Source organism: Metapseudomonas cellulosilytica, from assembly GCF_049334135.1.
Classification (GTDB): Bacteria; Pseudomonadota; Gammaproteobacteria; order Pseudomonadales; family Pseudomonadaceae; genus Metapseudomonas.
In genome coordinates this window covers 250,503-274,392 of sequence record NZ_JBHZGN010000002.1, presented here as the reverse complement: position 1 = coordinate 274,392, position 23,890 = coordinate 250,503, and the positions used below count along the sequence as shown (strand labels likewise).

Genomic DNA, 23,890 nt, shown 5'->3' with positions numbered 1-23,890 from the left:
CGACATGACCACACTCTTCGACCCGATCAAGATTGGCGACCTGGAACTTTCCAACCGCATCATCATGGCGCCCTTGACCCGCTGCCGCGCCGACGAAGGCCGCGTGCCCAACGCGCTGATGGCCGAGTACTACACCCAGCGGGCATCCGCCGGTCTGATCATCAGCGAAGCCACCTCCGTCACCCCCCTCGGTGTCGGCTACCCGGATACCCCCGGCATCTGGTCCGACGAGCAGGTGAAGGGCTGGAGCAACATCACCAAGGCGGTGCACGCCAACGGCGGCAAGATCGTCCTGCAGCTGTGGCACGTGGGCCGCATCTCCGACCCCAGTTACCTGGGCGGCGAAGCCCCGGTGGCGCCCAGCGCCATCGCCGCCAAGGGCCACGTCAGCCTGCTGCGCCCGCTGCGTGACTACCCGGTGCCCCGCGCCCTGGAAACCGAGGAGATCGCCGACATAGTCGAGGCCTACCGCGTGGGTGCCGAGAACGCCCAGGCTGCCGGTTTCGACGGGGTGGAGATCCACGCCGCCAACGGCTACCTGCTGGACCAGTTCCTTCAGGACAGCACCAACAAGCGCAGCGACCAGTACGGCGGCTCCATCGAGAATCGCGCCCGCCTGCTGCTGGAAGTCACCGATGCGGCGATCAAGGTGTGGGGTGCCGGCCGCGTCGGCGTGCACCTGTCGCCGCGCGCCGACTCCCATGACATGGGCGACTCGGACCTGGAGGCCACCTTCGGCCATGTCGCCCGCGAACTGGGCAAGCGGGGCGTGGCTTTCATCTGCGCCCGTGAGAAGGAAGGCGAAGACAGCCTTTCGCCGCAGCTCAAGGAAGCCTTCGGTGGCGTATTCATCGCCAACGAGCGCTTCACCCGGGACAGCGCCAGCGACTGGCTGGAGTCCGGCAAGGCCGATGCCGTGGCCTTCGGCATCCCCTTCATCGCCAACCCCGACCTGCCCGAGCGCCTGCGCCTGGACGCGCCGCTGAACGAGCCTCGCCCCGAACTGTTCTACGCCAAGGGCCCGGTGGGTTATATCGACTATCCGCGCCTGTAAGCAGCGCCGCCGCCGTTGGAAAAGCCCCGTGCCGCAAGGCCGGGGCTTTTTCCGTTGGTGGGGAAACGCGTTGCCGCGCCCAAAAATCCATTTCCTCTGGTAGCTTTGCACCCATTGCCCGCTCACCGGCTGGAATTTCGCCGGCTCGCGGCGGAACCCGGACGCGATCCTTGTGACCAATGGAACCCGGCCCGAGTCTTTCCGCCGTCAGCGACATGCCAAAGGAAGCCCGCATGCACAAATCGATACGCCCCCTCATTGCCCTGCTCGGCGCCCTGGCCCTGCCGGTCCAGGCCAGCTGGTATCTGGACAACGAGTCGTCGCGCATCTCCTTCATCTCCACCAAGAACGGCAGCATCTCCGAGGTGCACCGCTTCCTCACCCTGCACGGCAAGATCGCCGGCGGCGGCAACGCGCGCCTGCGTATCGATCTGGAATCGGTGAGCACTGGGGTGCCGCTGCGCGACCAGCGCCTGCGGGAGCAGTTCTTCGAGATTGCCAAGTACCCCGAGGCCGAGGTCAGCGCCCAGCTCGACCTGCGCCCGATCACCGACCTCGCCCCGGGTGCCCAGCTGGAACTGGGCCTGCCGCTCAAGGTGAGGATTCGCGACAAGGAACAGCAGTACCGCGCCGAACTCCTGGCCACGCGCCTGGACGACCACCGCTTCCAGGTGGTGACCCTGGCGCCGCTGGTGCTGCAGGTGGAGGACTTCGGCCTGACCTCGGCGCTGGATGGGCTGCGCCGGCTGGCCGGCCTGCCGGGCATCAGCCTGTCGGTGCCGGTCGGTGCCGTGCTGATCTTTACGGAGCGCTGATGGGGCAGATCTTCCCCTGGAAGTCCGGCAACCGCTTCGAGCTGTTGATCGACGGCCCGCAGTTCTTTCCGACCATGCTCACCGCCATTGCCCGCGCCGAACACCAGGTCGCGCTGGAGCTCTATCTGGTGGAAGACGGCCGATGCAGCGAGGCCCTGGTGGACGCCCTTTGCGTGGCTGCCGTGCGTGGGGTGCGGGTGCGCTGCCTGTTCGACGGCTTTGGCTGCCTGAAGCTGGGCACGGCGCTGCGCCAGCGCCTGACCGGGGCCGGCGTGCTGCTGCAGTTCTACAACCCGCTGCGCTGGCGGCGCGGGTTCAGCAACCTGTACCGCGACCACCGCAAGATCCTGGTGGTGGACGACCGCGTGGCGTTCATCGGCGGCACCGGCTCCACCGACGAGTTCTGGAACCCCAGCCAGGAGACCAGCCGCTGGCATGAGGTGATGGTGGCCATCGAAGGGCCGCTGGTCGCGCACTGGCAACTGATCTTCGACTACCAGTGGCTGGCCAACCTCGGCCGCCGCCCCTGGAAGCCGGGCGAGGCGCCGGGCCTGGCCCATCTGCCGCCTTATCCGGCGGTGGGGGAGGGGCTCGGGCGGCTGGCCTACGCCGACGCCAGCCAGCACCGCGACATCGTCCAGTCGCTGGTCCGCAGCCTTCGCACGTCGCGCAACCGCGTCTGGCTGGCGACGCCCTATTTCCTGCCGAGCTGGAAGGTCCGTCGCGCCCTGATCAAGGCGGCCCGGCGCGGCGTCGAGGTGCGCCTGCTGCTCACCAGCCGGCACACCGACCACCCGCCGGTGCGATTCGCCGGCCAGCGCTATTACCCGCGTCTGCTGCGTGCCGGCGTGCGGATCTTCGAGTACCAGCAACGCTTCCTGCACCTGAAGATGGTGCTGGCCGACGACTGGGTCAGCGTCGGCTCCTGCAACTTCGATCACTGGAACCTGCGTTTCAACCTGGAAGCCAACCTGGAGGCGCTGGACCCGGAATTCACCCTGGCGGTGGACGCCTGCATGCGCCAGGACTTTGCCGACAGCCGCGAGATCACCCTGGACGACTGGCATGCCCGCCCACTGTTCAAGCGTTTGCGCCAGCGACTCTGGGGATGGCTGGATCGGGTGGTGGTCAACCTGCTGGACCGCCGCCGCTAATACGCTGCGGGCGGGCCGCACTTTCGTCGGGTGTGCGCGGATCGAGGCACGGCTAGGCTTGCCCGACAACGACGAGAGGGAGTGGCTGCATGGGCCGCCGATACCTGCCGATTCTGCTGGCCTGTGCCGTGCTGGGCGGCTGTTCCACCTCCGGCGCCTTTTTCGGCGCCCCCGACGGGCCGCTGTTCAAGGCCGATTCACCGCATGATGGCGGGCACGCCCTGGTCTACCTCTATCGGCCGCGCAGTGACTGGGCTGACCAGGAACTGGAAGCTCCCGGCATCTTCCTCGACAACCAGTTGATCGGCAGCCTGCCGAGCAATGGCCACCTGGCCCTGGAATTCGAAGCCGCCAGCTACCGGCTGGAAATGCGCCGACCGCTGTTCGGCAGCTACTGGACGCTGTTCGCCGAGGGGCCGCTGGACTTCACGATCATCACGTCCTTTGCCCTGGATGCCAGCGCCGGGCGCACCTATTACCTGCGCTACGACGAACTCGACCCGCCGCCGAAGAACAGCGGGCAGCCCGGTGGTCCCGGCAGCGGGCCCCTGCAACGGGTGGAGGAGTCCCTGGGCCGCGAGGAAATCGCCGCGACCCGCCAGGTGCAGCCGAGCGAGCGCTTTGCCGCCAACGGCGGCCGGATACGGCCACAGCAGGGCTTCTGGCGCGGCATCGGCCGTGCCTTGGACAAGATCGGCATCTGAAGCCGACCATCCGCCTCGGTTGGTAGCTTTCGCGAAAGGGCGTCGGAGATAATTGGCTAACCTTTGAAGCTCAGGGCTTCCAATCCAGGAGGAGGATTCGACATGGCCGCGAAGAAGATTCTGATGCTGGTTGGCGATTACGCCGAAGACTACGAAACCATGGTGCCGTTCCAGGCGCTGCTGATGGTCGGCCATACGGTGCATGCCGTGTGCCCGGACAAGATCACCGGGCAGACCGTGCGCACCGCCATCCACGATTTCGAAGGCGACCAAACCTACAGCGAGAAGCCCGGCCACAACTTCGCGCTCAACTTCGATTTCGCCAAGGCCAGGGCGGAGGACTACGACGCCCTGCTGATCCCCGGCGGCCGCGCGCCGGAGTATCTGCGTCTGAACGCGAAAGTCCTGGAGCTGGTGAAGGCCTTCGACACGGCCGGCAAGCCCATCGCCGCCGTCTGCCATGGCGCCCAGCTGCTGGCCGCCGCCGGTGTGCTGGAGGGCCGCGAATGCAGCGCCTACCCGGCCTGTGGCCCGGAAGTGCGCATGGCCGGCGGCAAGTATGTGGATATCCCGGTGGATGCCGCCCATGTGCAGGGCAACCTGGTGACCGCCCCGGCCTGGCCGGCCCATCCGGCCTGGCTGGCGGCCTTCCTCAAGCTGCTCGGGACGAAGATCGACCTCTGATGCGGAAACCGTAGGGTGGAAACCGCTTTTTGTTTCCACCGTCGAGGCCATGCTGAGCTTCGTTGGTGGATCGGTGGAGCGTGATCCACCCTTGCGCCGCGCTTGCAGACACGTAGGGTGGAAACCATTTTTTGTTTCCACCACCGGTGTCATGCCGGGCTCCGCTGGTGGATCGATGGAGCGTGATCCACCCTACTCAGTGCTCACCCGTCCATGGCCCAATGAAATCCGGGAAGCTTCAGGGGCTCGGAGCATTTCCTGATCAGCAGACCTGTTCCACCCAGTCGTTCAGGTTGTAGTAGTTGGTCACGCGGGCGATCTTGCCGCAGTGGATATGGAAGAAGGCGCCGGCCGGCAGCACGTAGGTCTGACCCTTGGCGGGCGGCAGGCCCTCGTCGTTCGCCAGGTACTGGCCGTGAACCACGAATTCGGCGGCGGCGCGGCTGCCGTCGACGCTCTGCATGACCACGATGTCGGACAGGCGCTCCTTGTAGCAGCGATTCATCTTGTCCATGAAGGCGGCGAATGCGGCCTTGCCCTGCTGGCGCTCGCCCTGGTTGATGTCGTGCACCACGTCCTCGCTGAGCAGGCCGAGGAAGGTCGGCATGTCGCCGGCGTTGAAGGCGTCGTAATAGGCTTGCACGAGTTCGATAGCGGTCATGGTTGGGTTCCTGTCGCAATGAGGTCAGTCGGTCCGTGCCCGGGATGATAGGGTCATGGCTCGAGCCCGACTTAGCCAGACGCGTCATCCACATCGCCAGAACGACCTCTCCCATGCATATCCGCCTACTCCAGGGCGCTGCCATCGCGCCCCACATCGATGACCTGGCGCGCCTGCGTCTGACGGTGTTTCGCGAGTTTCCCTACCTCTACGACGGCACGCTGGAATACGAAGCGCGCTACCTGTCGACCTATGCCGAGTCGCCGGAGAGCCTGTTCGTACTGGCGCTGGACGGGGAGCGGGTGGTGGGGGTGTCCACCGGCCTGCCGATGATGGACGAGACCGAGGAATTTCAGCGCCCGTTCCGCGAGCAGGGCTGGAACCCGGAGCGGATCTTCTACTTCGGCGAGTCCGTGTTGCTGGCCGAGTACCGGGGCAGCGGCCGCGGCGTGCTTTTTTTCGCCGAACGCGAAGCCTACGCGCGGCGTCTGGGGCGTTTCGACCATTGCGCCTTCTGCGCGGTGGAGCGTCCGCTCGACCACCCGCGCCGGCCGCCCGGCTACCATCCGCTCAACGAGTTCTGGGTACGACGCGGCTATCGCCATCATCCGGAGCTGCGCACCGAATACCACTGGCGCGACCTGGACGAAGACAGCGAGTCGGCCAAGCCCATGTCCTTCTGGCTCAAGGAGCTCACCCCATGATCAGGATCGCCGCCTGCCAGTACGCCATCGAACTCCATGAAAGCTGGGAAGCCTATGCCGCCCATCTGGAGAGTCTCTGCGCCGAGGCAGCGGGCCAGGGCGCGAAGTTGCTGGTGCTGCCGGAGTACGCCGGCCTGGTGCTGGCCGGCCAACTGCCGGCGGAGCAGCGCGGCGACCTGCAGGCGTCCATCGAAGGCATCCAGCCGTTGCTGCAGGACTGGCGGGCCCTATGCACCGGTATCGCGGCGAGGCTCGGCGTCTACCTGCAGCCCGGCAGCCTGCCGGTGCGTGATGCCGATGGCCGGTACCGCAACCGCGCCTGGCTGTTCGGCCCCGGCGGCGAACTGGGCTACCAGGACAAGCTGATCATGACCCGCTTCGAGCGCGAGCAATGGGGGATTGCGGCGGGGCAGGGGCTCAGGGTGTTCGACACGAGCCTGGGGCGCCTGGGGATCCTGATCTGCTACGACAACGAGTTCCCCATGCTGGCGCGCAGCCTGGCCGAAGGCGGCGTCGACCTGATCCTCGCCCCCAGCTGCACCGATACCGAGGCTGGCTACCACCGTGTGCGCATCGGCGCCCAGGCCCGCGCCCTGGAAAACCAGATCGCGGTACTGCAGGCGCCCACTGTGGGCCTGGCGCCCTGGTCGCCGGCCCTCGACGAAAACATCGGCCGCGCCGGCCTCTATGTGCCACCGGACTACGGCATGCCGAGCGATGGGGTGATCGCCGAGAGCGCGGAGCTCTGCCCGGCCACCAGCCGCTGGCTGGTCTGCGAACTGGACCTGGCCGAGGTGCGCCGGGTGCGCGCCGAAGGCCAGGTCTTCACCCGCCGCGACTGGCCGGAGCAGTTCGAGCAGGCGCGCTTGCTCCGGAGCTGACCCCGGGACCGCCGCACGCATTCAACGCTGCGGCTCGCAGTCAGAAGTCTCGGAAGTAGGGGGCAGCCACTTCGCCATAGCGACGTGCACCGATCTCGTTCAGGTGGTGCTTGTCCTGATAGATGAGGGTGTTGTCGGCGAAGGGCGCGGAGGCGAACAGCGGATCCCCGGAAAGATCGAGGAAGCGTGCGGACGGGTGCCGGGCGACCATTTTCGCGATTGTGGAGTTGGCGGCCTGCCACTGGCCATTGAGCGTGCGGCTGACCGGCAGGTGCAGTTGCTCGAAGCGGCTCATCCGCAGCATGTCCGAGTCGAACATTGGCAGCTGGGCCATCACCAGCACCTTCTGCCCCTTGGCGTCGGTGCTGTCGAGGAATCGCTCGAAGGCCTGCAGGAACGCCGGGCTCTGGACCTGGTACTGCCACATGGCCGCGATCACGATCTTCTGCGCACTGCGGATGAAGGGTTCTGCGGCAGCGATCTGCGCGGTGCACGGGGGCTGGGCCCAGTCGGGCAGGCGTTCGACGTCGAACCCCGGGATGGTCACGCAGCTGCTGCCGGTGATGATCCGGGCCGCAGAGTGGTTGGTCGTGCCCACCGCGTCGAAGAACAGGTTCAATTGCGCGGCATGGCTGTCGCCGAGGACCAGCAGCGTCTCCGGGCTGGTCCGGTCACCGTGGGTGCAGTCGCCGACTATCTTGCCGTGGCAGATCTCCGCATCCACGGCATAGCGAGTCTGTTCGACGGGAAGCGGCACAGTGATGGAGCCATTGAGCTTGCTGGAGGTGGCGATCAGCGGAACCGCCACGATACCCAGCGCCAGGACCCGCGCAAGCGTTGTGCGGAGGTTGCCGGCGGAGCGGAATGGGCGCTCGATCCATCGGTAGGACAGGTAGGACAGGCTGAGGGTGAGCAGGGCGAATGCCAGCAGCTCGACAGGTTGTAGTTCGTACCTGCCGGTGTAGTAGCGAATCGCCGCCAGAACCGGCCAGTGCCAGAGATACAGCGAGTAGGAGAGGCCGCCGATCCAGACCATGGGGCCGGTTGACAGGAAGCGGCTGACCGGGCCGTGCCGCGAGGCGATCATCAGCACGGCGCCGAGGCAGGGCAGCAGCGCGATCCAGCCCGGGAAGGCACGGGACTCGTCGATCCAGACCAGGCTGCCGACCACGGCTGCCAGCCCGATCCAGGCCAGGACGCTGGCCAGGCGCGGCGAAGAGATGCCGCCGGGTTTTAATACGGCCAGGCAGGAACCGACGAGGAACTCGGGAATGCGGGCCAGCAGGGAAAAGTAGGTCGCCTGCCGGTTTCCGCTGTCGGCGAGGCGGTAGCCCACGTAGGCGGTCACCAGCAGCACCAGGGCCGGCAGCAGCCATTTGTACAGGCGTGCCGGGACCAGGGCCAGGAGCAGCGGCAGGATCAGGTAGAACTGCATCTCCACGGCCAGGGACCAGGTGTGCAGCAGGGGAAGTTCGTGGGCGCTGGGAGCGAAGTAGTCGCCGAATCCGGCGAAATAATGGTTGCTGTTGAAGTAGAGCGCCGCGTTGAGGCTCTTCTTGAAGAATTTGAAATCGGTCGGGGTCAGCAGGGCCGCCATCACGGCCGTCACTGCCACCAGCAACACCAGATAGGCCGGGACGATGCGCCGGAACCTGCCCAGGTAGAAGTCCTTGACGCTGAAGCGCCCCTGTTCCCGCTGGCGCAGGATGATGGAGGTGATCAGGAAGCCGGATATCACCAGAAAGATATCGACCCCGATGAATCCGCCCGGGAGCCAGGCCTTGTTCGCATGGAAGATGATCACCGCCAGCACGGCGATGGCACGCAGCCCCTGGACGTCATTGCGCATCGAGAGATCGGATGCTGGCGATCTGGGGGCGCTGGCGAAGGCGGCGTCCTTGCGTAGGGAAGGACCGACGTAGGTGTTCATACTGGGCAGATCATCCTCGGGCAGTGGGCACCCAATGTCGCTGGCGGTTTGCGTGGGAAATTGGAACCGCCCAGCAAACGAAATGCCCGGCATTGTGCCGGGCATTTGTTCTTGCGTCAGTGGCTTATTTCACTTCCACCGCCAGGTTCTCGGCGATCTTCTGTTGCCAGATCGCCGGACCGGTGATGTGCACCGACTCGCCATTGGTGTCGACCGCAACGGTCACCGGCATGTCCTTCACGTCGAACTCATAGATGGCTTCCATACCCAGTTCGGCGAAGGCCAGGACCTTGGACTTCTTGATCGCCTGGGCCACCAGGTAGGCGGCGCCGCCGACGGCCATCAGGTAGACGGCCTTGTTGTCCTTGATCGCTTCGATGGCGATGGGGCCACGCTCGGACTTGCCGATCATGCCCAGGAGGCCAGTGCTTTCGAGGATCTGGCGGGTGAACTTGTCCATCCGGGTGGCAGTGGTGGGGCCGGCCGGGCCAACCACTTCGTCACGCACCGGATCGACCGGGCCGACGTAATAGATGAAGCGACCTTTCAGGTCCACCGGCAGCTCTTCGCTCTTGTTCAGCATGTCCACGATGCGCTTGTGGGCAGCGTCACGGCCGGTGAGCATCTTGCCGTTGAGCAGCAGGGTCTCGCCCGGCTTCCAGCTCTGCACTTCTTCCGGGGTGATCTTGTCCAGGTCGACACGGCGCGCGGACGGGCCGGCTTCCCAGACGATTTCCGGGTAGGCGTCCAGCGGCGGAGCTTCCAGTTCGGCCGGGCCGGAACCGTCGAGCACGAAGTGGGCGTGACGGGTGGCGGCGCAGTTGGGGATCATGCACACCGGCAGGGAAGCGGCGTGGGTCGGGTAGTCCATGATCTTCACGTCGAGCACGGTGGTCAGGCCGCCCAGGCCCTGGGCGCCAATGCCCAGTTGGTTGACCTTGTCGAACAGCTCGAGGCGCATTTCCTCGATCTTGTTCTGCGGGCCGCGGGCCTTCAGCTCGTGGATGTCGATCGGGTCCATCAGGACTTCCTTGGCCATCACAGCGGCTTTCTCGGCGGTACCGCCGATGCCGATGCCGAGCATGCCCGGCGGGCACCAGCCGGCACCCATGGTCGGAACGGTCTTCAGCACCCAGTCGACGATGGAGTCGGACGGGTTGAGCATGGCCATCTTCGACTTGTTCTCGGAGCCGCCGCCCTTGGCCGCGACGTCCACTTCCACGGTGTTGCCGGGAACGATGGAGTAGTGGATGACCGCCGGGGTGTTGTCCTTGGTGTTCTTACGGGCGCCGGCCGGGTCGGCCAGGATGGAGGCGCGCAGGACGTTTTCCGGCAGGTTGTAGGCGCGACGCACACCCTCGTTGATCATGTCGTCCACGCTCATGGTGGCGCCGTCCCAGCGCACGTCCATGCCGACGCGGACGAACACGGTGACGATACCGGTGTCCTGGCAAATCGGGCGGTGGCCGGTGGCGCACATGCGCGAGTTGATCAGGATCTGCGCCATGGAGTCGCGCGCGGCGGGCGACTCTTCGCGCAGGTAGGCCTCGTGCATGGCCTGGATGAAGTCCACGGGGTGGTAGTAGGAGATGAACTGCAGGGCGTCGGCGACACTCTGGATCAGATCGTCTTGCTTGATCACGGTCATGGGTGCGCTCCTCTTGGAGGGAACATCAGGGAAGCGCCGGACCACGACCCGGCGCGCGAGGCTAAAAAAGGCGCCGCAGTATAGCGCGTGCCACCCGCCGGGCACAGTCGTCGGTGGTCGACCATGGTCGGTTGTCGGACACTTCCTACGCACTAGGAAATTTGTGATCACAAGAGTAAATTGGAGGCATTGTGCCATTACGGGAAGGAGTCCATGAGGCCATCCAGCCAGCGGGTCAGCCATAGAGCCTTGCAGAGTCTGCTGCTGAAGCGCTTTGGCATGGCCGTGGCGACCTACTCGATGATTCTCCTGCTGTGTTGGATCGCCCTGCTCGGGGGGCTGTTCCGGGGGCCCGCATCCACCGCCCTGATCGCCAGCGGTCTGGTGGTCCTTTCCCAACTCGCGTTGTTCTGGCTGTTCGCCAACGGACACAACCTGCGCTTTTCCGACCCCAGCCTGACCGAGCCCCAGGTGCTGCTCGCCCTGGGCTGGAACACCTGGCTGATGACCATGCTGGACAATGCCCGCGGCACCCTGCTGGCGGTCTACGTGCTGATCATGCTGTTCGGCATTTTCCAGTTGAAGCCCGGGGTATTCGCCCGTTGCGCGGCGATCGGCTTCTTCGCCTTCGCCGGCCTCAACCTGTTCGAGGCCTATCGGATGCAGCTGCCCGACCCGGCCCTGGCACTGCTGCAGGTTTGCGTGCTGTTCGTGCTGATGGTCTGGTTGAGCCTGTTCGCCAGTTATGTCCAGGCGCTGCGCCAGCGCATGCGTCAACGCCGCTTCGCACTTCAGGCGCACCAGGACACCCTGCGCGGCATGATGCGTCAGCTGGAGGACCTGGTGGCCACCGATGAGTTGACCGGGTTGTTCAATCGCCGTCATTTCCTGCGCCTGGCCGGCCGCGAGCTGGACAATCTGGCGGCCAACCGCCTGCACGGCCTGGCGCTGATCGACCTCGACCATTTCAAGCGGATCAATGACGCCCACGGCCACGCCGCCGGCGACCGGGTGCTGCAGACCTTCGCCGCGGTGGCGCGGGCCTGCCTGCGCGACGGCGATGTGCTGGCGCGCTATGGCGGTGAGGAGTTCGTGCTGCTGGTCCCCAATTGCAATGCGGATCGCCTCACCGCCTGTTGTGAACGGCTGCGCGAGGCCTTTGCCGGCGCCGAACCGGTGGGTGTGCAGGTGGAGCGGCTGAGCCTGTCGGCGGGCATGACCCTGTTGGTCGCCGGGGACGATCTGGATGATGCGCTGCAGCGGGCGGATCAGGCACTCTATCGGGCGAAGCGCGGCGGGCGGAACCGTTGCGACGCAGCCTGGGAGGGGCAGGGTGCCTGAACTCGAAGTTTCCGGAAAACGCTGGACCGTGGCGCCTGCCAGCAACTTGCTGGACGCCCTCAATGCGGGCGGATGCAAGGTGCCCTACAGCTGTCGGGCGGGCAGTTGCCATGCGTGCCTGGTGCGCTGCGTGGCGGGCGAACCGGCGGATGCGAAACCCGAGGCACTGGACTCCAGCCAGCGCGCCGAGGGCTGGCGACTGTCCTGCCAGTGCCTGGTGGTGCAGGACCTGGTGGTGGAGGTCTTCGACCCATCCCGCGACGGTATGGAGGCTGCGGTGACCGCCGTCGAATGGCCCGCACCGGACGTGCTGCGCCTCTATCTCGCTCCCGAGCGACCGCTACGTTACCGCGCCGGCCAGCACTTGCTGCTTTGGAATGATGAAGGTGTCGCCCGTCCGTATTCCCTGGCCAGCCTGCCCGGTACCGATGAGTTCCTGGAGTTCCACCTCGATTGCCGCCATCCCGGTCTGTTCAGCGACCGCGCCCGCCGCCTGATGCCGGGGGACAAGCTGCGCCTGGGCGAACTGCACGGCGGTGCGCTCCACTACGATCCTTCGTGGGACGGCCGGCCGCTGCTCTTCCTGGCCTCGGGAACCGGACTGGCGCCGCTCTGGGGGCTGCTGCGGGAGGCGTTGCGTAATCATCATCAGGGGCCCATCCGCATCATTCATCTGGCCCATGACGCCAGCGGCCATTATCTGGCCAAATCCCTCATCCCACTGGCTGCAAGCCATTCGGGGCTGGCCGTCCAGATGATCACGCCGGCCGAGCTGCCAGAGGTTTTGGCGCAATTCCGGCTTGTTTCGCGGCAAACCATCGCCTTACTCTGCGGCCACCCCGCCAGCGTCGAGGAGTTCGCACGCCGGCTCTACCTGGCCGGCCTGCCCCGTAATCAGCTGCTGGCCGATTCCTTCCTGACCCGCGAAGCCTGAAGAAGCGGGCCCAAGTACATCGAGGATTTCCCATGAGCGAGCACATTCTGGTCGAGCGCGAGCAGGGCCTGCTGACGTTGTGCATGAACCGCCCGGACAAGAAGAACGCCCTGACCCGCGCCATGTACAGCCGCATGGCCGAGGTGCTGGATGCGGCACGGGACGACCGCGAGGTCCGTGTGGTGCTGATCACCGGCAGCGAGGAGTGCTTCACCAGCGGCAACGATATCGTCGACTTCCTGCAGGAGCCGCCGAGCGGGATGGACAGCCCGGTGTTCCGTTTCATGCGCGCGCTGTTCGACTTCCCCAAGCCGGTGGTGGCCGCCGTGAGCGGCCCGGCCGTAGGCATCGGTACCACCCTGCTGCTGCACTGCGACCTGGTCTACGTGAGCGGCGATGCCAAGCTGAAGATGCCCTTCGTCAACCTCGGCCTGTGCCCGGAGTTCGGCTCCAGCCTGATCCTGCCGCGCCTGCTTGGCCATGCGAAGGCGGCGGAGCTGCTGCTGCTGGGCGAGGGCTTCACCGGTGAACAGGCCGCCAGCTGGGGCATCGCCAATGCCGCCCTGGAAAATGGCGAGGTGACCTTCGCCCGCGCCAAGGAAGCAGCGCTGCGCTTCCTCGACCTGGCGCCCTCGGCCCTGGCGGACAGCAAGCGCCTGATGCAGGCGCCCGGCCGTGAGGAACTGCGCCGGGTCATCACCGAAGAAGGCGAGCTGTTCAGCCAGCGCCTGCGTTCGCCGGAAGCGGTGGAAGCACTGTCGGCCTTCACCCAGCGGCGCAAGCCGGATTTCTCGAAGTTCGTGTGAGGACGCGCGTACTGTTGCTGGTGGGCGTTGATGCTGTAGGGGCGAATTCATTCGCCAAGGGCAGCTCCGCTGCCCCCCTCGGCGGTGCGGGGCAGACCTTCGGCCTGCTTGGCGAATGAATTCGCCCCTACAAGGTTTCAGTCCACACCATGAAAAAAGCCGCCCCGAGGGGCGGCTTTTTCGTTCCAGGCTGGATCAGACCAGCAGATCGCCCACGTGGAGGATCTTCATGGTGTTGGTACCGCCCTGGGTGGTGTAGCTGTCGCCCTTGGTCAGGATCACCCAGTCACCCTTGGTCACCACGCCGCGTTGCAGCAGCTCGTCCACGGCCATCTGGCTGACTTTCTCCGGCGGCAGCGCGGCGGCGTCGAAGGGAATGGTCTCGACGCCACGGAACAGCGCCACGCGGGCCTGGGTCTCGCGGTGGGGGGAGTAGGCGAAGATCGGCACCGAGGAGCGGATGCGCGACATGATCAGCGGGGTGTAGCCGCTTTCGGTCAGGCAGATGATGGCCTTGATGCCGGGGAAGTGGTTGGCGGTGTACATCGACGCCAGGGCGATGCTCTCGTCGCAGCGTTCGAAGGTCTGGCCGATGCGGTGATGGGAGCGGCGGGTGTCGGGATGCTTTTCGGCGCCCTGGCAGATGCGCGCCATGGCTTGCACGGCCTCCACCGGGTATTCGCCGGCGGCGCTTTCGGCGGAGAGCATCACGGCGTCGGTGTAGTCGAGCACGGCGTTGGCTACGTCGGAAACCTCGGCGCGGGTCGGCATCGGGCTGTGGATCATCGACTCCATCATCTGGGTCGCGGTGATCACGGCTTTGTTGTAGCGGCGGGCGTGCAGGATGATCTTTTTCTGGATGCCCACCAGTTCGGCGTCGCCGATTTCCACGCCGAGGTCGCCACGGGCCACCATCACCGCGTCGCTGGCGCGGATCAGGCCGTCCAGGGCCTCGTCGTCGGCCACCGCTTCGGCGCGTTCGATCTTGGCCACCAGCCAGGCCTTGCCGCCGGCCTCGTCGCGCAGGCGGCGGGCCAGTTCCATGTCGGCAGCGTCGCGGGGGAAGGAGACGGCCAGGTAGTCCAGTTCCATTTCCGCGGCCAGCTTGATGTCGGCCTTGTCCTTGGCGGTCAGGGCCGGCGCGGTCAGGCCGCCGCCACGGCGGTTGATGCCCTTGTGGTCGGACAGCGGGCCGCCGATGGTCACGCGGCACTGCAATTCGTCGGCGGTGGTGGCTTCCACGCGCATCACCACGCGGCCGTCGTCCAGCAGCAGCTCGTCGCCCACGCCACAGTCCTTGACCAGGTCCGGGTAGTCGATACCCACCACTTCCTGGTTGCCGGCATCGCGCGGATGGGTGACGGAGAAGCGGAAACTGTCGCCTTCTTTCAGTTCGATGCGCTTGTTGGTGAACTTGGCGATGCGGATCTTCGGCCCTTGCAGGTCGCCGAGCAGGGCGACGAAACGGCCGTGCTTGGCGGCCAGCTCGCGCACCAGGCGGGCGCGCGCCTTGTGTTCCTCGGGGCTGCCATGGGAGAAGTTCAGGCGGGCGACGTTGAGCCCGGCGATGATCAGTTGCTCCAGGACCTCCGGGGAGTTGCTGGCCGGGCCGAGGGTGGCGACGATTTTTGTGCGGCGGAAGGGCATGCGAGGACTCCATTTTTCAAGCAGAGCCCGAGGCTACTACGCGAAAAGACTGTAGTCATGGTTACTTTTCACTACCCGCTGAATTGTTTCACTTGGTCCGCCAAACGGTTTCAGGAGGCATTGCGATTGAGTATCTGGTCGAGGTGGCGCGAGGCCTTTTCGCTCAGATCGCTCTCGGGGAACTGCGCCAGCAACCGGCGCAGGTAGCCGATGGCCTTGTCGCGGTTGGCGTGGGGGTTGTCCGGGGCCATGTACATCAGGGCCAGCTGGTAGAGGGCCTTTTCCTTGATATCCGGCTGCACGTGGGCGTCGGACAGCGCCAGCAGGTAGAGGTCCTCCGCCTCGGCGACGCGGTCCTTGAGCACCGCCCGGCGGGACAGCAGGGTCATGTCCGGGTCCAGGCCCGGCTTGTAGAGGTCAAGGTTGTTGCTGGGGTGTCACGTGGCGAGCAACTCGCGAGAGGTCTTGCGCACCGGGTCCTTCGCCCGTTGGTGGAGCATCAGGATGCGCGCCTGGGCACGTTCGGCGACGCGGCTGCCGGGGAATTCGTTCAGCACCCGTTCCAGGTAAGCCTGGGCCTTGGCGTCGTCGCGTTGGTCGTTGTAGCGGCTCATGTAGATCAGGCCGATCTGATAGAGGGCGATGGCGCGCACGTCATCGCTGAATGCGTCGTCGCGATAGCCAACCAGGTAGAGCTCCTCGGCCTCCGCGCTCCTGGCGTCGCGTATGGCCATGGCGCTGTAGGTGAGCAGGTCGCCTTCCTCTTCCACCGCGGCGGCCATGCGCTTGCTCTTCATCGCCTTGTACTCCACCACTTCGTTGGTGGTGACCTGGGCGACGAACAAGGGGGTGGTGGGGGAGCAGGCGCCCAGCAGGAAGCAGAGGGCGAGCAGGGCAGGGCGCTTGGAATGCATGACGGGACCGGGGCCGAAGTGGACGCCGCGAGTCTAGCAGTGGCGCATTGCCGTCCGGGGCGGGCGGCAGCAGGACCAATCGGAGGTTATGCTTGGCGCTTCGCCATCGAGCGGTGGACTGAAGAAGCGGCGCGCCCGGCCGATATTCCGGTGGACGGAGGAACCAACCATGCGAACCCTGATCATCTTCACGCTGCTGGCGGCCACGACCGGCTGTACGCGCTGGTCCCTCGACCACCATCTGAACAGTGCCTACCGCTCCTTTGAAAACGGCGATTGCGAGGATGTACTGCTCGAACTGTCCAAGGCCGAGCGCAAGAGCCGCTCCCGGCCATACCTGCAGCCGGAAATCTCGCTGCTGCGCGGCCAGTGCCTGGAGCGTCAGCACCTGTTCGTCGACGCGGCGCAGACTTACCAGTTCATCATCGCCCGCTACCCGACCAGCGAATATGCCTACCGGGCCAGGGCTCGCCTGGAGACACTGCAGCAACTCGGCCGCCTGGGCGAAAGCGGCGCGAGGAGCAGTGGGGCGCCGCTCTGATACCCAACCCCGCCGTCGGTCGTTGCCTGCTTGAGCGGCGCGCGGCCGGGACTAAGCTGACCATCTACCCGAGGAGCCAAGGAATGCGCCGACTGTTGTGTTGCCTCCTGCTGGTGCCGGCCCTGGCCGGTGCCGAGATCTACCGTTGGACCGATGCCCAGGGGCAGGTGCATTTCAGCGAAAAACCCCAGGCGGGTGCCGAACAGGTGTCGGTGAAGCCGCAGGTGGTGGAGCGCGACCAGGCGACCCGGGAGCGGGAAGCGCGCACGGCGAAGTTCTACGACGCCCGCCGCCAGGAGCAGGCGGTGGCGGCCAGCCGTTCCGCCGAGGCGAGGGGGCAGCAACAGAAGAAGTGTGGCCAGTTGCGCGAACAGCAGGACCAGCTGAACCGCGGCGGCTCGTTTTACCAGCTCGACGAGCGCGGCGAGCGCCAGTACTACACTGATGATCAGATCGAGACCTTCCGTCGCAAACTGGCTGAGCAACTGGCTCGCGAATGTATTTGATGTTTGGTCTGGAGCTGCAACAGGTTCATACTCACGTACCATTAATAGCGATTTGATATCATGCCGACCAAGCGCCATATCGAACGCCATCAGTTGCCTTATTACCTGAAGGTGTTCAATCGCATCACCGACAAGCCCATGGGCTACCTGGGCAATGTCTCCATGGATGGCCTGATGCTGATCAGCCAGCTGCCCATGCTGGTGGGGGCACGCTTCGACATGCGGCTGAAGATTCCTGGCAAGGATGGGCAAGTGCATTTCGTCGACTTCTGCGCCAACTGCCAGTGGTGCCACGAAGACGTGAACCCCGGGAACTACGATTCGGGCTTCTCCCTGGTGGCCTCGCCTGCCGAGTACGCCGACCTCATCGACGCCCTGCGCTTCTATTTCAGCTTTCGCCCCCTGGCCGCCTCGGCCTGAGTCTGTCTGAAATTTTGCATCCGGCCGGCGCCGGAGGCCTCGGTGTGGGCGAGAAATGAAAAAGGCGCCCGAAGGCGCCTTTTTGCAGTGGATGGACTCAGGGCCGGATCTCGATCAGCGTGCCGTCCTGCACCAGGCTCCAGATTTCGCGCATGTCCGCATTCTTCATGGCGATGCAACCCTCGGTCCAGTCCAGGGAGTGGAAGTACCACTCCGGGTATTCCTCATCCAGCGGGGTGCCGTGGATCATGATCATGCCGCCCGGGGAAACGCCCTTTTCCCGAGCCTTGGCGGCGTCGCGGGCGTTGGGGTAGGAAATGTGCATGGCCAGGTTGAACTTGTCGCTGGTCTTGCGCCAGTCGATCCAGTAGAAGCCTTCCGGGGTGCGCTGGTCGCCTTCACGCAGCTTGGGGCCGGCTGGCACCTTGCCGAGGGAGATGCGATAGGACTTGAGCACGTCCCCGCGGTTCATCAACAGCAGCTTGCGCTCCGACTTCACCACCAGAACCTTGTCGATGGCCTTGCCACCGAGTGTCGGCGAGGTGCTTGCCTGGGCGAGAGCGGCAAGGCTCATGAATAGTACGACTAGCAACCAGCGCATCGGCACAGCATCCCCACAGTGTTCTCGTAAGCAGTTTGGCGGTCAGGCTTTCTTGTAGTAGGCCAGCAACGGCGCGAGCGGCTCGTTGCGCACCGGGAAGACCTGGCCGGCGCGGTCGGCGAAGTAACATTCTAAGGTACGGCCCACGGTCGGAAAAGCCAGCTCGGACCACGGAATCTCCCGTTCGTGGAACAGACGCACTTCCAGGCTTTCGTCACCAGCCGCGAAGTCCAGGTCCACCAGTTCGGCGCGGAAGAAGGTGTACACCTGACTGATGTGCGGCAGGTCGAAGAGGGTATAGAGGCTGAGGTTGCGCACGCGCGCGCAGGCTTCCTCCAGGGTTTCGCGGGTGGCGGCCTGCTCCATGGTCTCGCCGTTCTCCATGAACCCGGCGGGAAGGGTCCAGTAGCCCTTGCGCGGATCGATGGCGCGGCGGCAAAGCAGCACCTGCTCACCCCAGACTGGCAGGCAGCCGGCGACGATTCGCGGGTTCTGGTAATGAATGGTGTGGCAGCTGTCGCATACGTAGCGCAGGCGATTGTCGCCTTCGGGAATGCGCTGGACCACCGGCCCGCCGCACTGGCTGCAGAATTTCATCAAAGATCCTCGGGGCTCAGGCGCCCATCTTGGCGCGGCATGGTGTCGCACGGCAAGCCGCGGGGGGCCGACCCCCGGATGGTGAATGATGCGCCCTGTCGGTCCGGGGGTTGGGCGGTCCGGTGGTTCATGCCATGATGCCCGGCAGTCGAGAACAACGAGAACGTCCATGCTGGATGACCTGCTCCGTCGCGTGCAGAGCTATTCCCCGAGAACCCTGGTAACCGATCGCCACTTCCCCGAAGCCGCGGTGCTGGTGCCGGTCACCCGTAGCGACGAGCCCGAGCTGGTCCTGACCCTGCGCGCCAGCGGCCTGTCCACCCACGGCGGTGAAGTGGCGTTTCCCGGCGGCCGCCGCGATCCGGAAGACCAGGATCTGATCCGCACCGCCCTGCGCGAGGCGGAAGAGGAGGTGGGGTTGCCTCCGGGACTGGTGGAAATCATCGGCCCCCTCAGCCCCCTGGTTTCCCGCCACGGCATCAAGGTCACCCCCTTTGTCGGGCTGGTCCCGGACTTCGTCCAGTACAAGGCCAACCACGGCGAGATCGATTCCGTCTTCAGCGTGCCGCTGGAGTTCTTCCGCGACGACCCGCGCCAGGTGACCCACCGCATCGACTACCTCGGCCGCAGCTGGTACGTGCCCAGTTACCAGTACGGCGAATACAAGATCTGGGGGCTGACCGCGATAATGGTCGTCGAGCTGGTCAACCTGGTGTACGACGCCGGGATCGACATGACCCGCGCGCCCGAGAACTTCATAAAACTCAAATAAGCCCCGCTCGAGGAGCGCCTGATGAAATACCGCCTTGGAACCGCCCGGGTCGAAGCCCACCCGGACAGCTGGACCGCCCCCACTGCCACCCTGGTGGGCAAGGTTCGCCTGGACGCCGGTGCCAGCGTCTGGTTCGGCGCCGTACTGCGCGGCGACAACGAGCTGATCCACATCGGTGAGAACAGCAACGTCCAGGACGGCACCGTGATGCACACCGACATGGGCTATCCGCTGAACATCGGCCGCTCCGTCACCATCGGCCACAACGCCATGCTGCACGGCTGCTCGGTGGGCGACTTCAGCCTGATCGGCATCAACGCCGTGGTGCTCAACGGCGCGAAAATCGGCAAGTACTGCATCATCGGCGCCAATGCGCTGATTCCCGAAGGCAAGGAAATCCCCGATGGCTCCCTGGTCATGGGCTCCCCCGGCAAGGTGGTGCGCGAGCTCACCGAGCAGCAGAAGAAGATGCTCGAGGCCAGCGCCGCCCACTATGTACACAACGCCCAGCGCTATGCCCGCGACCTGGCGGAACAGGACGACTGATGGACACCGAACGCCCCGTCCGCTCGCCCTGCGTGCAGGTCTGCGTGCTGGACGACCACGACATCTGCAGCGGCTGCCAGCGCAGCGCCGATGAAATCACCCGCTGGGGTCGCATGGACAACGCCGAGCGCCGCGAAGTGCTGGTCCGCTGCTTCGAGCGCGCCAAGGCCAGTGGCCTGTTCGTGACGCCCCCGACCCAGGTTTCTTGACTCCCCCCGAGGAAACGACATGCCCCGTATTGGAACCCCCTTGTCGCCCAGCGCGACCCGTGTACTGCTGTGCGGCTCCGGTGAGCTCGGCAAGGAGGTGGTGATCGAGTTGCAGCGCCTGGGCTGCGAAGTGATCGCCGTCGACCGTTACGCCGACGCCCCGGCCATGCAGGTGGCCCATCGCAGCCACGTGATCAGCATGCTCGACGGCGCCGCCCTGCGTGCGGTGATCGAACAGGAAAAGCCGCACTACATCGTGCCGGAGATCGAGGCCATCGCCACCGCCACCCTGGTCGAGCTGGAAGCCGAAGGCTTCACTGTGGTGCCCACCGCCCGCGCCGCACAGCTGACCATGAACCGCGAAGGCATCCGCCGTCTCGCCGCTGAAGAACTGGGCGTGCCCACCTCGCCCTACCACTTCGCCGACAGCTATGAGCAATACAGCGCCGCCGTGGCCAGCGTCGGCTACCCCTGCGTGGTCAAGCCGATCATGAGTTCCTCCGGCAAGGGGCAGTCGGTGCTGAAATCCGACGCCGACCTCAAGGCCGCCTGGGACTACGCCCAGGAAGGCGGTCGCGCCGGCAAGGGCCGGGTCATAGTCGAAGGCTTCATCGACTTCGACTACGAGATCACCCTGCTCACCGTGCGCCATGTGGGCGGCACCAGCTTCTGCGCCCCCATCGGCCACCGCCAGGTGAAGGGCGACTATCACGAATCCTGGCAGCCCCAGGCCATGAGCCCGAAGGCCCTGGCCGAATCCGAGCGCATCGCCCAGGCCGTCACCGAGGCCCTGGGCGGCCGCGGCCTGTTCGGCGTCGAACTGTTCATCAAGGGCGACCAGGTGTGGTTCAGCGAAGTCTCGCCGCGCCCCCACGACACCGGCCTGGTCACCCTGATCTCCCAGGAACTGTCCGAATTCGCCCTGCACGCGCGGGCCATCCTCGGCCTGCCGATCCCGGCCATCCGCCAGACGGGACCGTCCGCCTCGGCGGTGATCCTGGTCGAAGGCAAGTCCAGCCAGGTCAGCTTCGGCAACCTGGGCGCCGCCCTCAGCGAGCCGGACACCGCCCTGCGTCTGTTCGGCAAGCCGGAAGTGGACGGCCAGCGTCGCATGGGCGTGGCCCTGGCGCGGGACGAGTCCACCGACCTGGCGCGGGCCAAGGCGACCCGTTCGGCCCAGGCGGTCGACGTCCAGTTGTGATCCACCTGGCCGGGCTGTGCTGGTGGGCGGTGGCGCTGCCGCTGCTGCCCCTGGCGTTGCCCATGGCCGTGCACACCCGCCATACCGCCTTGCGCCTGACACCCGCCGCCGGGCCCGAGCGCGGCCTGGCCGGGGGCGAGCTGGAAGGCGAGCCCCTGCGTCTTTTACTGATCGGTGAGTCCACCGTCGCCGGCGTCGGCGCCTCCTGCCTGGATTTTGCCCTGGCTGGCCAACTGGCGGCGGCCCTGGCCGCGCGCCTCGGGCGGCCGGTCGCCTGGCGTGCCTGCGGCGAGAACGGCATCACCGCTGACGAAGCCCTGGAGCGGCTGCTGCCTCAGGTAGCGGAACAGCCCGTCGACCTGGTGCTGCTGGTCTTCGGCGTCAACGACACCACCCATTTCAGCTCCAGCCACAGTTGGCGGGACTCGCTTGCGGGATTGGCCCGGCACTTCGTCGAGCGCGGTGCCCAGGTCGCCCTGGCTGGCGTGCCGCCGCTGCAGCACTTCAGTGCCTTGCCCTGGCTGCTACGCCAGTTGCTGGGCTGGCGCGCACGCCTGCTGGATCGCCAGCTGCGGGAGCTGGCGCTGCGGGAAGGTGTGGGGTATTGCGCCACCCGTCTGCAGATGCGCCCGGAGTTCCTGGCGCCGGATGGCTACCATCCATCGCCGCTGGGTTACCGCGTCTGAGGCGAGGCGCTGGCGGACTGGTTCGCTGCCGTGGTCCCGCCGCCCCGTGAGACAGAGGGCCTGGTGCTCGACCTCAGCGCGTGAGGCTGCAGGGCTCCTTCAGGCAAAGCACCGCTGCCGACCCTATCGACCCAGCTTGCAGGCGGTCACCGGGAAGGGCCTAGGCGCTTGGCGTAAGGCCAGCACGCCAGGCGAGCACGCGCTGCACGCGGTTCTCGCCGGACTGGAGGATTTCCAGGCGGTAGGGGCCGACTTTCAGGCAAACGCTGCAGTCGGGAATCTGTTCCAGGGCCTCGGTGATCAGGCCGTTGAGGGTCTTCGGGCCGTCGCAGGGCAGGTGCCAGCCCAGCACCCGGTTCAGTTCTCGCAGGTGCAGGGAACCGTCCAGCTCGTAGCGGCCGTCGTCGCGGGACTGGATGCCGGGGTTGGGGGCGAAGTCTTCCAGGCTGCCGAACTCGCCCACCAGTTCCTGGAAAATATCCTCGAGGCTGACCAGGCCCACCACGTCGCCGTATTCGTCGACCACGATGCCGAGGCGGCGCTTCTGCTTCTGGAAGTTCACCAGCTGGGTCAGCAATGGCGTGCTTTCCGGCACGAAGTAGGTTTCCCGGCTGGCGACCAGCAGGGCTTCGGCGCTGGGCGGGCCTTCGGCGAGCAGGCGCGGCACCTGGCGCAGGTGGAGGATGCCCTCGATCTGGTTGATGTCCTCGCGGTAGAGCGGCAGGCGCGTATGGGTGGCGTCCTTCAGCTGGGTGAGGAGTTCATCGGGCGTGGCGTCCAGGTCGATACCCTGGATTTCGCTGCGGGGGATCATGATGGAGCTGATGGTGACCCGCTGCAGCGCATCGGTCACGGCCACCGGCAGGCGGGATTGCGGCTGGATTTCCACGCCGTGGCGGCGTCGACTCGCCAGCCAGGCGACTACCGCCCCGGCAACCAGGGAGAGCGTGATTCCGAGGAGCAGGCCAGCGAGCAGTCCGTGCATGGGCGGTCAGACGTGGAGGATGAATTCGCGGACCAGCTTGCTGCCGAAGTACGCCAGCATCAGCAGGCAGAAGCCCACCAGGGTCCAGCGGATGGCCTTGTGCCCGCGCCAACCGAGGTGGTGGCGGCCCCAGAGCAGCACGCCGAACACCACCCAGGCGATGCAGGAAAGGATGGTCTTGTGCGCCAGATGCTGGGCGAACAGGTTGTCGACGAATACCAAACCTGACAGCAGCGACAGCGACAGCAGGCCCCAGCCGGCCCACAGGAAGCCGAACAACAGGCTTTCCATGGTCTGCAGCGCCGGGAAGTTCTTGATCAGCCCGGAGGGGTGCTTGTGCTTGAGTTGGTGGTCCTGCAGCAGCAGCAGCAGGGCCTGGAACACCGCCATGGTCAACAGGCCATAGGCCAGGATCGACAGCAGGATGTGCGCCAGGATGCCCGGTCCTTCGTTGATGGCCTGGACGGTGCCGCCCGGTACCAGGGCGGCGGCCAGCACCGTCAGGGCGCCGAGGGGCAGCAGCAGGAGCAGCAGGTTCTCGATCGGAATCCGCGCGATGGCCACGATGGTCAGCAGGATCACCGCGGCGGCGATCAGGCTGGCGGCGTTGAAGAAGTCCAGGTAGAGCCCGGCGGGGGTCAGCAACTGGAGGAAGAGTGCGGTGCAATGGGCGAGCAGGGCCAGGCCGCTGCCGAGGATCAGCAGGCGCTTGTCCGGCGTGGTGCGCTGGCCGAGGCGAAGGCCCTGGTAACCAGTGGTGCCCGCATAGAGGAATGCAGCCAGGAGGCTGGGCAGCAGAGGGTGCATAAGTCCTTGTAAGGCAAGCCCGAAAGGCAGTGAGTGTGGCATACATGCCCTGCCGGTGAAAGACCGCTGGCGGTGTCGGCGACGCCGACACTTGGTTATACTCCGCCGCCTGCAGCAAGCTCAGCCTGGGCCCACGAGAGCC

General features: G+C 66.0%; 26 protein-coding genes and 1 pseudogene. 18 read left to right on the top strand and 9 right to left on the bottom strand.

The genetic code is table 11. The annotated features are described in order from the left end of the window. Positions 1-4: 4 nt before the first annotated feature. From ACFW0H_RS03365 to ACFW0H_RS03345, 5 genes are all read left to right on the top strand, one after another. Positions 5-1,054, top strand: a complete 1,050-nt coding sequence (locus tag ACFW0H_RS03365) for an alkene reductase (RefSeq protein WP_422912481.1) — start codon at positions 5-7, stop codon at positions 1,052-1,054. A gap of 233 nt (positions 1,055-1,287) precedes the next feature. Beyond that, entirely contained in the window at positions 1,288-1,869 is a 582-nt protein-coding gene (locus ACFW0H_RS03360) for a YceI family protein (protein WP_422912480.1), read from the top strand. Further along, a complete protein-coding gene (locus ACFW0H_RS03355) occupies positions 1,866-3,023 on the top strand; it encodes a phospholipase D-like domain-containing protein (protein WP_422912651.1) in 1,158 nt (385 codons plus the stop codon). Before ACFW0H_RS03360 ends, ACFW0H_RS03355 begins: the two co-directional genes overlap by 4 nt. Before the next feature lie 89 nt (positions 3,024-3,112). Beyond that, on the top strand, positions 3,113-3,727 hold the full coding sequence (locus ACFW0H_RS03350; RefSeq protein ID WP_422912479.1) for a DUF2846 domain-containing protein: 615 nt from the start codon (positions 3,113-3,115) through the stop codon (positions 3,725-3,727). 102 nt (positions 3,728-3,829) lie between these two features. After that, positions 3,830-4,411: a DJ-1/PfpI family protein gene (locus ACFW0H_RS03345; RefSeq protein WP_422912478.1), complete on the top strand. Its 582-nt coding sequence runs from the start codon at positions 3,830-3,832 to the stop codon at positions 4,409-4,411. Between the two features lie 262 nt (positions 4,412-4,673). On the opposite strand, the gene ACFW0H_RS03340 is transcribed toward ACFW0H_RS03345, so the two are convergent. Further along, positions 4,674-5,072, bottom strand: a complete 399-nt coding sequence (locus ACFW0H_RS03340) for a nuclear transport factor 2 family protein (protein WP_422912477.1) — start codon at positions 5,070-5,072, stop codon at positions 4,674-4,676. A gap of 113 nt (positions 5,073-5,185) precedes the next feature. On the opposite strand from ACFW0H_RS03340, the gene ACFW0H_RS03335 reads away from it, so the two are divergent. Together ACFW0H_RS03335 and ACFW0H_RS03330 are read left to right on the top strand one after the other, a co-directional pair. Continuing rightward, on the top strand, positions 5,186-5,776 hold the full coding sequence (locus ACFW0H_RS03335) for a GNAT family N-acetyltransferase (protein WP_422912476.1): 591 nt from the start codon (positions 5,186-5,188) through the stop codon (positions 5,774-5,776). Then, positions 5,773-6,657, top strand: a complete 885-nt coding sequence (locus tag ACFW0H_RS03330; protein ID WP_422912475.1) for a carbon-nitrogen hydrolase family protein — start codon at positions 5,773-5,775, stop codon at positions 6,655-6,657. The genes ACFW0H_RS03335 and ACFW0H_RS03330 overlap by 4 nt, the downstream gene beginning before the upstream one ends. A gap of 40 nt (positions 6,658-6,697) precedes the next feature. Here the strand turns inward: ACFW0H_RS03330 and ACFW0H_RS03325 are convergent, their stop codons facing one another. Continuing rightward, a complete protein-coding gene (locus tag ACFW0H_RS03325) occupies positions 6,698-8,587 on the bottom strand; it encodes an acyltransferase family protein (protein WP_422912474.1) in 1,890 nt (629 codons plus the stop codon). A gap of 124 nt (positions 8,588-8,711) precedes the next feature. Continuing rightward, positions 8,712-10,235 carry a fumarate hydratase gene (locus ACFW0H_RS03320; protein WP_422912473.1) on the bottom strand — a complete coding sequence of 508 codons (1,524 nt, stop codon included), beginning with the start codon at positions 10,233-10,235 and terminating at the stop codon, positions 8,712-8,714. 213 nt (positions 10,236-10,448) lie between these two features. On the opposite strand from ACFW0H_RS03320, the gene ACFW0H_RS03315 reads away from it, so the two are divergent. Genes ACFW0H_RS03315 through ACFW0H_RS03305 form a run of 3 tightly spaced genes read left to right on the top strand, consistent with a single transcriptional unit; the run spans position 10,449 to position 13,316 of the window. After that, the gene (locus ACFW0H_RS03315; RefSeq protein WP_422912472.1) at positions 10,449-11,576 is read left to right on the top strand and encodes a GGDEF domain-containing protein; all 1,128 of its coding nucleotides are present in this window, start codon (positions 10,449-10,451) and stop codon (positions 11,574-11,576) included. Beyond that, a complete protein-coding gene (locus ACFW0H_RS03310; protein WP_422912471.1) occupies positions 11,569-12,510 on the top strand; it encodes an iron-sulfur-binding ferredoxin reductase in 942 nt (313 codons plus the stop codon). The genes ACFW0H_RS03315 and ACFW0H_RS03310 overlap by 8 nt, the downstream gene beginning before the upstream one ends. A gap of 32 nt (positions 12,511-12,542) precedes the next feature. Continuing rightward, on the top strand, positions 12,543-13,316 hold the full coding sequence (locus tag ACFW0H_RS03305; RefSeq protein WP_422912470.1) for an enoyl-CoA hydratase: 774 nt from the start codon (positions 12,543-12,545) through the stop codon (positions 13,314-13,316). 195 nt (positions 13,317-13,511) lie between these two features. Here the strand turns inward: ACFW0H_RS03305 and pyk are convergent, their stop codons facing one another. Both pyk and ACFW0H_RS03295 read right to left on the bottom strand, forming a co-directional pair. Then, on the bottom strand, positions 13,512-14,963 hold the full coding sequence (gene pyk / locus ACFW0H_RS03300) for a pyruvate kinase (RefSeq protein ID WP_422912469.1): 1,452 nt from the start codon (positions 14,961-14,963) through the stop codon (positions 13,512-13,514). 110 nt (positions 14,964-15,073) lie between these two features. Further along, positions 15,074-15,877 (bottom strand): annotated as a pseudogene (locus ACFW0H_RS03295) (tetratricopeptide repeat protein). A 169-nt stretch (positions 15,878-16,046) separates the two neighbouring features. Here ACFW0H_RS03295 and ACFW0H_RS03290 point away from each other — a divergent pair. The 3 genes from ACFW0H_RS03290 (at position 16,047) to ACFW0H_RS03280 (ending at position 17,344) form a co-directional block, all read left to right on the top strand. Next, positions 16,047-16,418, top strand: a complete 372-nt coding sequence (locus ACFW0H_RS03290) for a tetratricopeptide repeat protein (RefSeq protein WP_422912468.1) — start codon at positions 16,047-16,049, stop codon at positions 16,416-16,418. Between the two features lie 83 nt (positions 16,419-16,501). Further along, on the top strand, positions 16,502-16,924 hold the full coding sequence (locus ACFW0H_RS03285; RefSeq protein ID WP_422912467.1) for a DUF4124 domain-containing protein: 423 nt from the start codon (positions 16,502-16,504) through the stop codon (positions 16,922-16,924). A gap of 60 nt (positions 16,925-16,984) precedes the next feature. Next, positions 16,985-17,344, top strand: a complete 360-nt coding sequence (locus ACFW0H_RS03280; protein WP_422912466.1) for a PilZ domain-containing protein — start codon at positions 16,985-16,987, stop codon at positions 17,342-17,344. 97 nt (positions 17,345-17,441) lie between these two features. Here the strand turns inward: ACFW0H_RS03280 and ACFW0H_RS03275 are convergent, their stop codons facing one another. Together ACFW0H_RS03275 and ACFW0H_RS03270 are read right to left on the bottom strand one after the other, a co-directional pair. Beyond that, positions 17,442-17,945: a L,D-transpeptidase family protein gene (locus tag ACFW0H_RS03275; protein WP_422912465.1), complete on the bottom strand. Its 504-nt coding sequence runs from the start codon at positions 17,943-17,945 to the stop codon at positions 17,442-17,444. Positions 17,946-17,987: 42 nt separating this feature from the next. Further along, on the bottom strand, positions 17,988-18,542 hold the full coding sequence (locus ACFW0H_RS03270; RefSeq protein WP_377696410.1) for an NUDIX hydrolase: 555 nt from the start codon (positions 18,540-18,542) through the stop codon (positions 17,988-17,990). Positions 18,543-18,711: 169 nt separating this feature from the next. Here ACFW0H_RS03270 and ACFW0H_RS03265 point away from each other — a divergent pair, with 169 nt between their 5' ends. From ACFW0H_RS03265 to ACFW0H_RS03245, 5 genes are read left to right on the top strand one after another with little or no spacing between them, the layout of a single operon-like run. After that, entirely contained in the window at positions 18,712-19,314 is a 603-nt protein-coding gene (locus ACFW0H_RS03265) for a CoA pyrophosphatase (protein WP_422912464.1), read from the top strand. Between the two features lie 21 nt (positions 19,315-19,335). Continuing rightward, positions 19,336-19,860, top strand: a complete 525-nt coding sequence (locus ACFW0H_RS03260; protein WP_422912463.1) for a gamma carbonic anhydrase family protein — start codon at positions 19,336-19,338, stop codon at positions 19,858-19,860. Continuing rightward, complete coding sequence (locus tag ACFW0H_RS03255; protein WP_422912462.1) at positions 19,860-20,069, top strand: DUF1289 domain-containing protein; 210 nt, start codon at positions 19,860-19,862, stop codon at positions 20,067-20,069. Before ACFW0H_RS03260 ends, ACFW0H_RS03255 begins: the two co-directional genes overlap by 1 nt. 19 nt (positions 20,070-20,088) lie before the next feature. After that, complete coding sequence (gene purT / locus ACFW0H_RS03250) at positions 20,089-21,270, top strand: formate-dependent phosphoribosylglycinamide formyltransferase (protein ID WP_422912461.1); 1,182 nt, start codon at positions 20,089-20,091, stop codon at positions 21,268-21,270. After that, positions 21,267-21,956 (top strand): SGNH/GDSL hydrolase family protein, encoded by a 690-nt coding sequence (locus ACFW0H_RS03245; RefSeq protein WP_422912460.1) that lies wholly within the window; start codon positions 21,267-21,269, stop codon positions 21,954-21,956. Before purT ends, ACFW0H_RS03245 begins: the two co-directional genes overlap by 4 nt. A 160-nt stretch (positions 21,957-22,116) precedes the next feature. Here ACFW0H_RS03245 and ACFW0H_RS03240 read toward each other — a convergent pair whose 3' ends face one another. Both ACFW0H_RS03240 and ACFW0H_RS03235 read right to left on the bottom strand, forming a co-directional pair. After that, the gene (locus ACFW0H_RS03240; protein ID WP_422912459.1) at positions 22,117-22,941 is read right to left on the bottom strand and encodes a transporter associated domain-containing protein; all 825 of its coding nucleotides are present in this window, start codon (positions 22,939-22,941) and stop codon (positions 22,117-22,119) included. A 6-nt stretch (positions 22,942-22,947) separates the two neighbouring features. Beyond that, positions 22,948-23,748, bottom strand: a complete 801-nt coding sequence (locus ACFW0H_RS03235) for a cytochrome C assembly family protein (RefSeq protein ID WP_422912458.1) — start codon at positions 23,746-23,748, stop codon at positions 22,948-22,950. Positions 23,749-23,890 lie beyond the last annotated feature (142 nt).

Bases quoted from the DNA above. Each gene is read 5' to 3' on its own strand.
- ACFW0H_RS03335 (WP_422912476.1), top strand. From the start codon at position 5,186: ATGCATATCCGCCTACTCCAGGGCGCTGCCATCGCGCCCCACATCGAT.
- ACFW0H_RS03305 (WP_422912470.1), top strand. From the start codon at position 12,543: ATGAGCGAGCACATTCTGGTCGAGCGCGAGCAGGGCCTGCTGACGTTG.
- ACFW0H_RS03265 (WP_422912464.1), top strand. From the start codon at position 18,712: ATGCTGGATGACCTGCTCCGTCGCGTGCAGAGCTATTCCCCGAGAACC.
- ACFW0H_RS03260 (WP_422912463.1), top strand. From the start codon at position 19,336: ATGAAATACCGCCTTGGAACCGCCCGGGTCGAAGCCCACCCGGACAGC.
- ACFW0H_RS03315 (WP_422912472.1), top strand. From the start codon at position 10,449: ATGAGGCCATCCAGCCAGCGGGTCAGCCATAGAGCCTTGCAGAGTCTG.
- ACFW0H_RS03270 (WP_377696410.1), bottom strand. From the start codon at position 18,542: ATGAAATTCTGCAGCCAGTGCGGCGGGCCGGTGGTCCAGCGCATTCCC.
- ACFW0H_RS03360 (WP_422912480.1), top strand. From the start codon at position 1,288: ATGCACAAATCGATACGCCCCCTCATTGCCCTGCTCGGCGCCCTGGCC.
- ACFW0H_RS03320 (WP_422912473.1), bottom strand. From the start codon at position 10,235: ATGACCGTGATCAAGCAAGACGATCTGATCCAGAGTGTCGCCGACGCC.
- ACFW0H_RS03350 (WP_422912479.1), top strand. From the start codon at position 3,113: ATGGGCCGCCGATACCTGCCGATTCTGCTGGCCTGTGCCGTGCTGGGC.
- ACFW0H_RS03330 (WP_422912475.1), top strand. From the start codon at position 5,773: ATGATCAGGATCGCCGCCTGCCAGTACGCCATCGAACTCCATGAAAGC.
- pyk (WP_422912469.1), bottom strand. From the start codon at position 14,963: ATGCCCTTCCGCCGCACAAAAATCGTCGCCACCCTCGGCCCGGCCAGC.
- ACFW0H_RS03275 (WP_422912465.1), bottom strand. From the start codon at position 17,945: ATGCGCTGGTTGCTAGTCGTACTATTCATGAGCCTTGCCGCTCTCGCC.
- ACFW0H_RS03280 (WP_422912466.1), top strand. From the start codon at position 16,985: ATGCCGACCAAGCGCCATATCGAACGCCATCAGTTGCCTTATTACCTG.
- ACFW0H_RS03240 (WP_422912459.1), bottom strand. From the start codon at position 22,941: ATGCACGGACTGCTCGCTGGCCTGCTCCTCGGAATCACGCTCTCCCTG.
- ACFW0H_RS03285 (WP_422912467.1), top strand. From the start codon at position 16,502: ATGCGCCGACTGTTGTGTTGCCTCCTGCTGGTGCCGGCCCTGGCCGGT.
- ACFW0H_RS03290 (WP_422912468.1), top strand. From the start codon at position 16,047: ATGCGAACCCTGATCATCTTCACGCTGCTGGCGGCCACGACCGGCTGT.
- ACFW0H_RS03340 (WP_422912477.1), bottom strand. From the start codon at position 5,072: ATGACCGCTATCGAACTCGTGCAAGCCTATTACGACGCCTTCAACGCC.
- ACFW0H_RS03365 (WP_422912481.1), top strand. From the start codon at position 5: ATGACCACACTCTTCGACCCGATCAAGATTGGCGACCTGGAACTTTCC.
- ACFW0H_RS03325 (WP_422912474.1), bottom strand. From the start codon at position 8,587: ATGAACACCTACGTCGGTCCTTCCCTACGCAAGGACGCCGCCTTCGCC.
- ACFW0H_RS03235 (WP_422912458.1), bottom strand. From the start codon at position 23,748: ATGCACCCTCTGCTGCCCAGCCTCCTGGCTGCATTCCTCTATGCGGGC.
- ACFW0H_RS03345 (WP_422912478.1), top strand. From the start codon at position 3,830: ATGGCCGCGAAGAAGATTCTGATGCTGGTTGGCGATTACGCCGAAGAC.
- purT (WP_422912461.1), top strand. From the start codon at position 20,089: ATGCCCCGTATTGGAACCCCCTTGTCGCCCAGCGCGACCCGTGTACTG.
- ACFW0H_RS03255 (WP_422912462.1), top strand. From the start codon at position 19,860: ATGGACACCGAACGCCCCGTCCGCTCGCCCTGCGTGCAGGTCTGCGTG.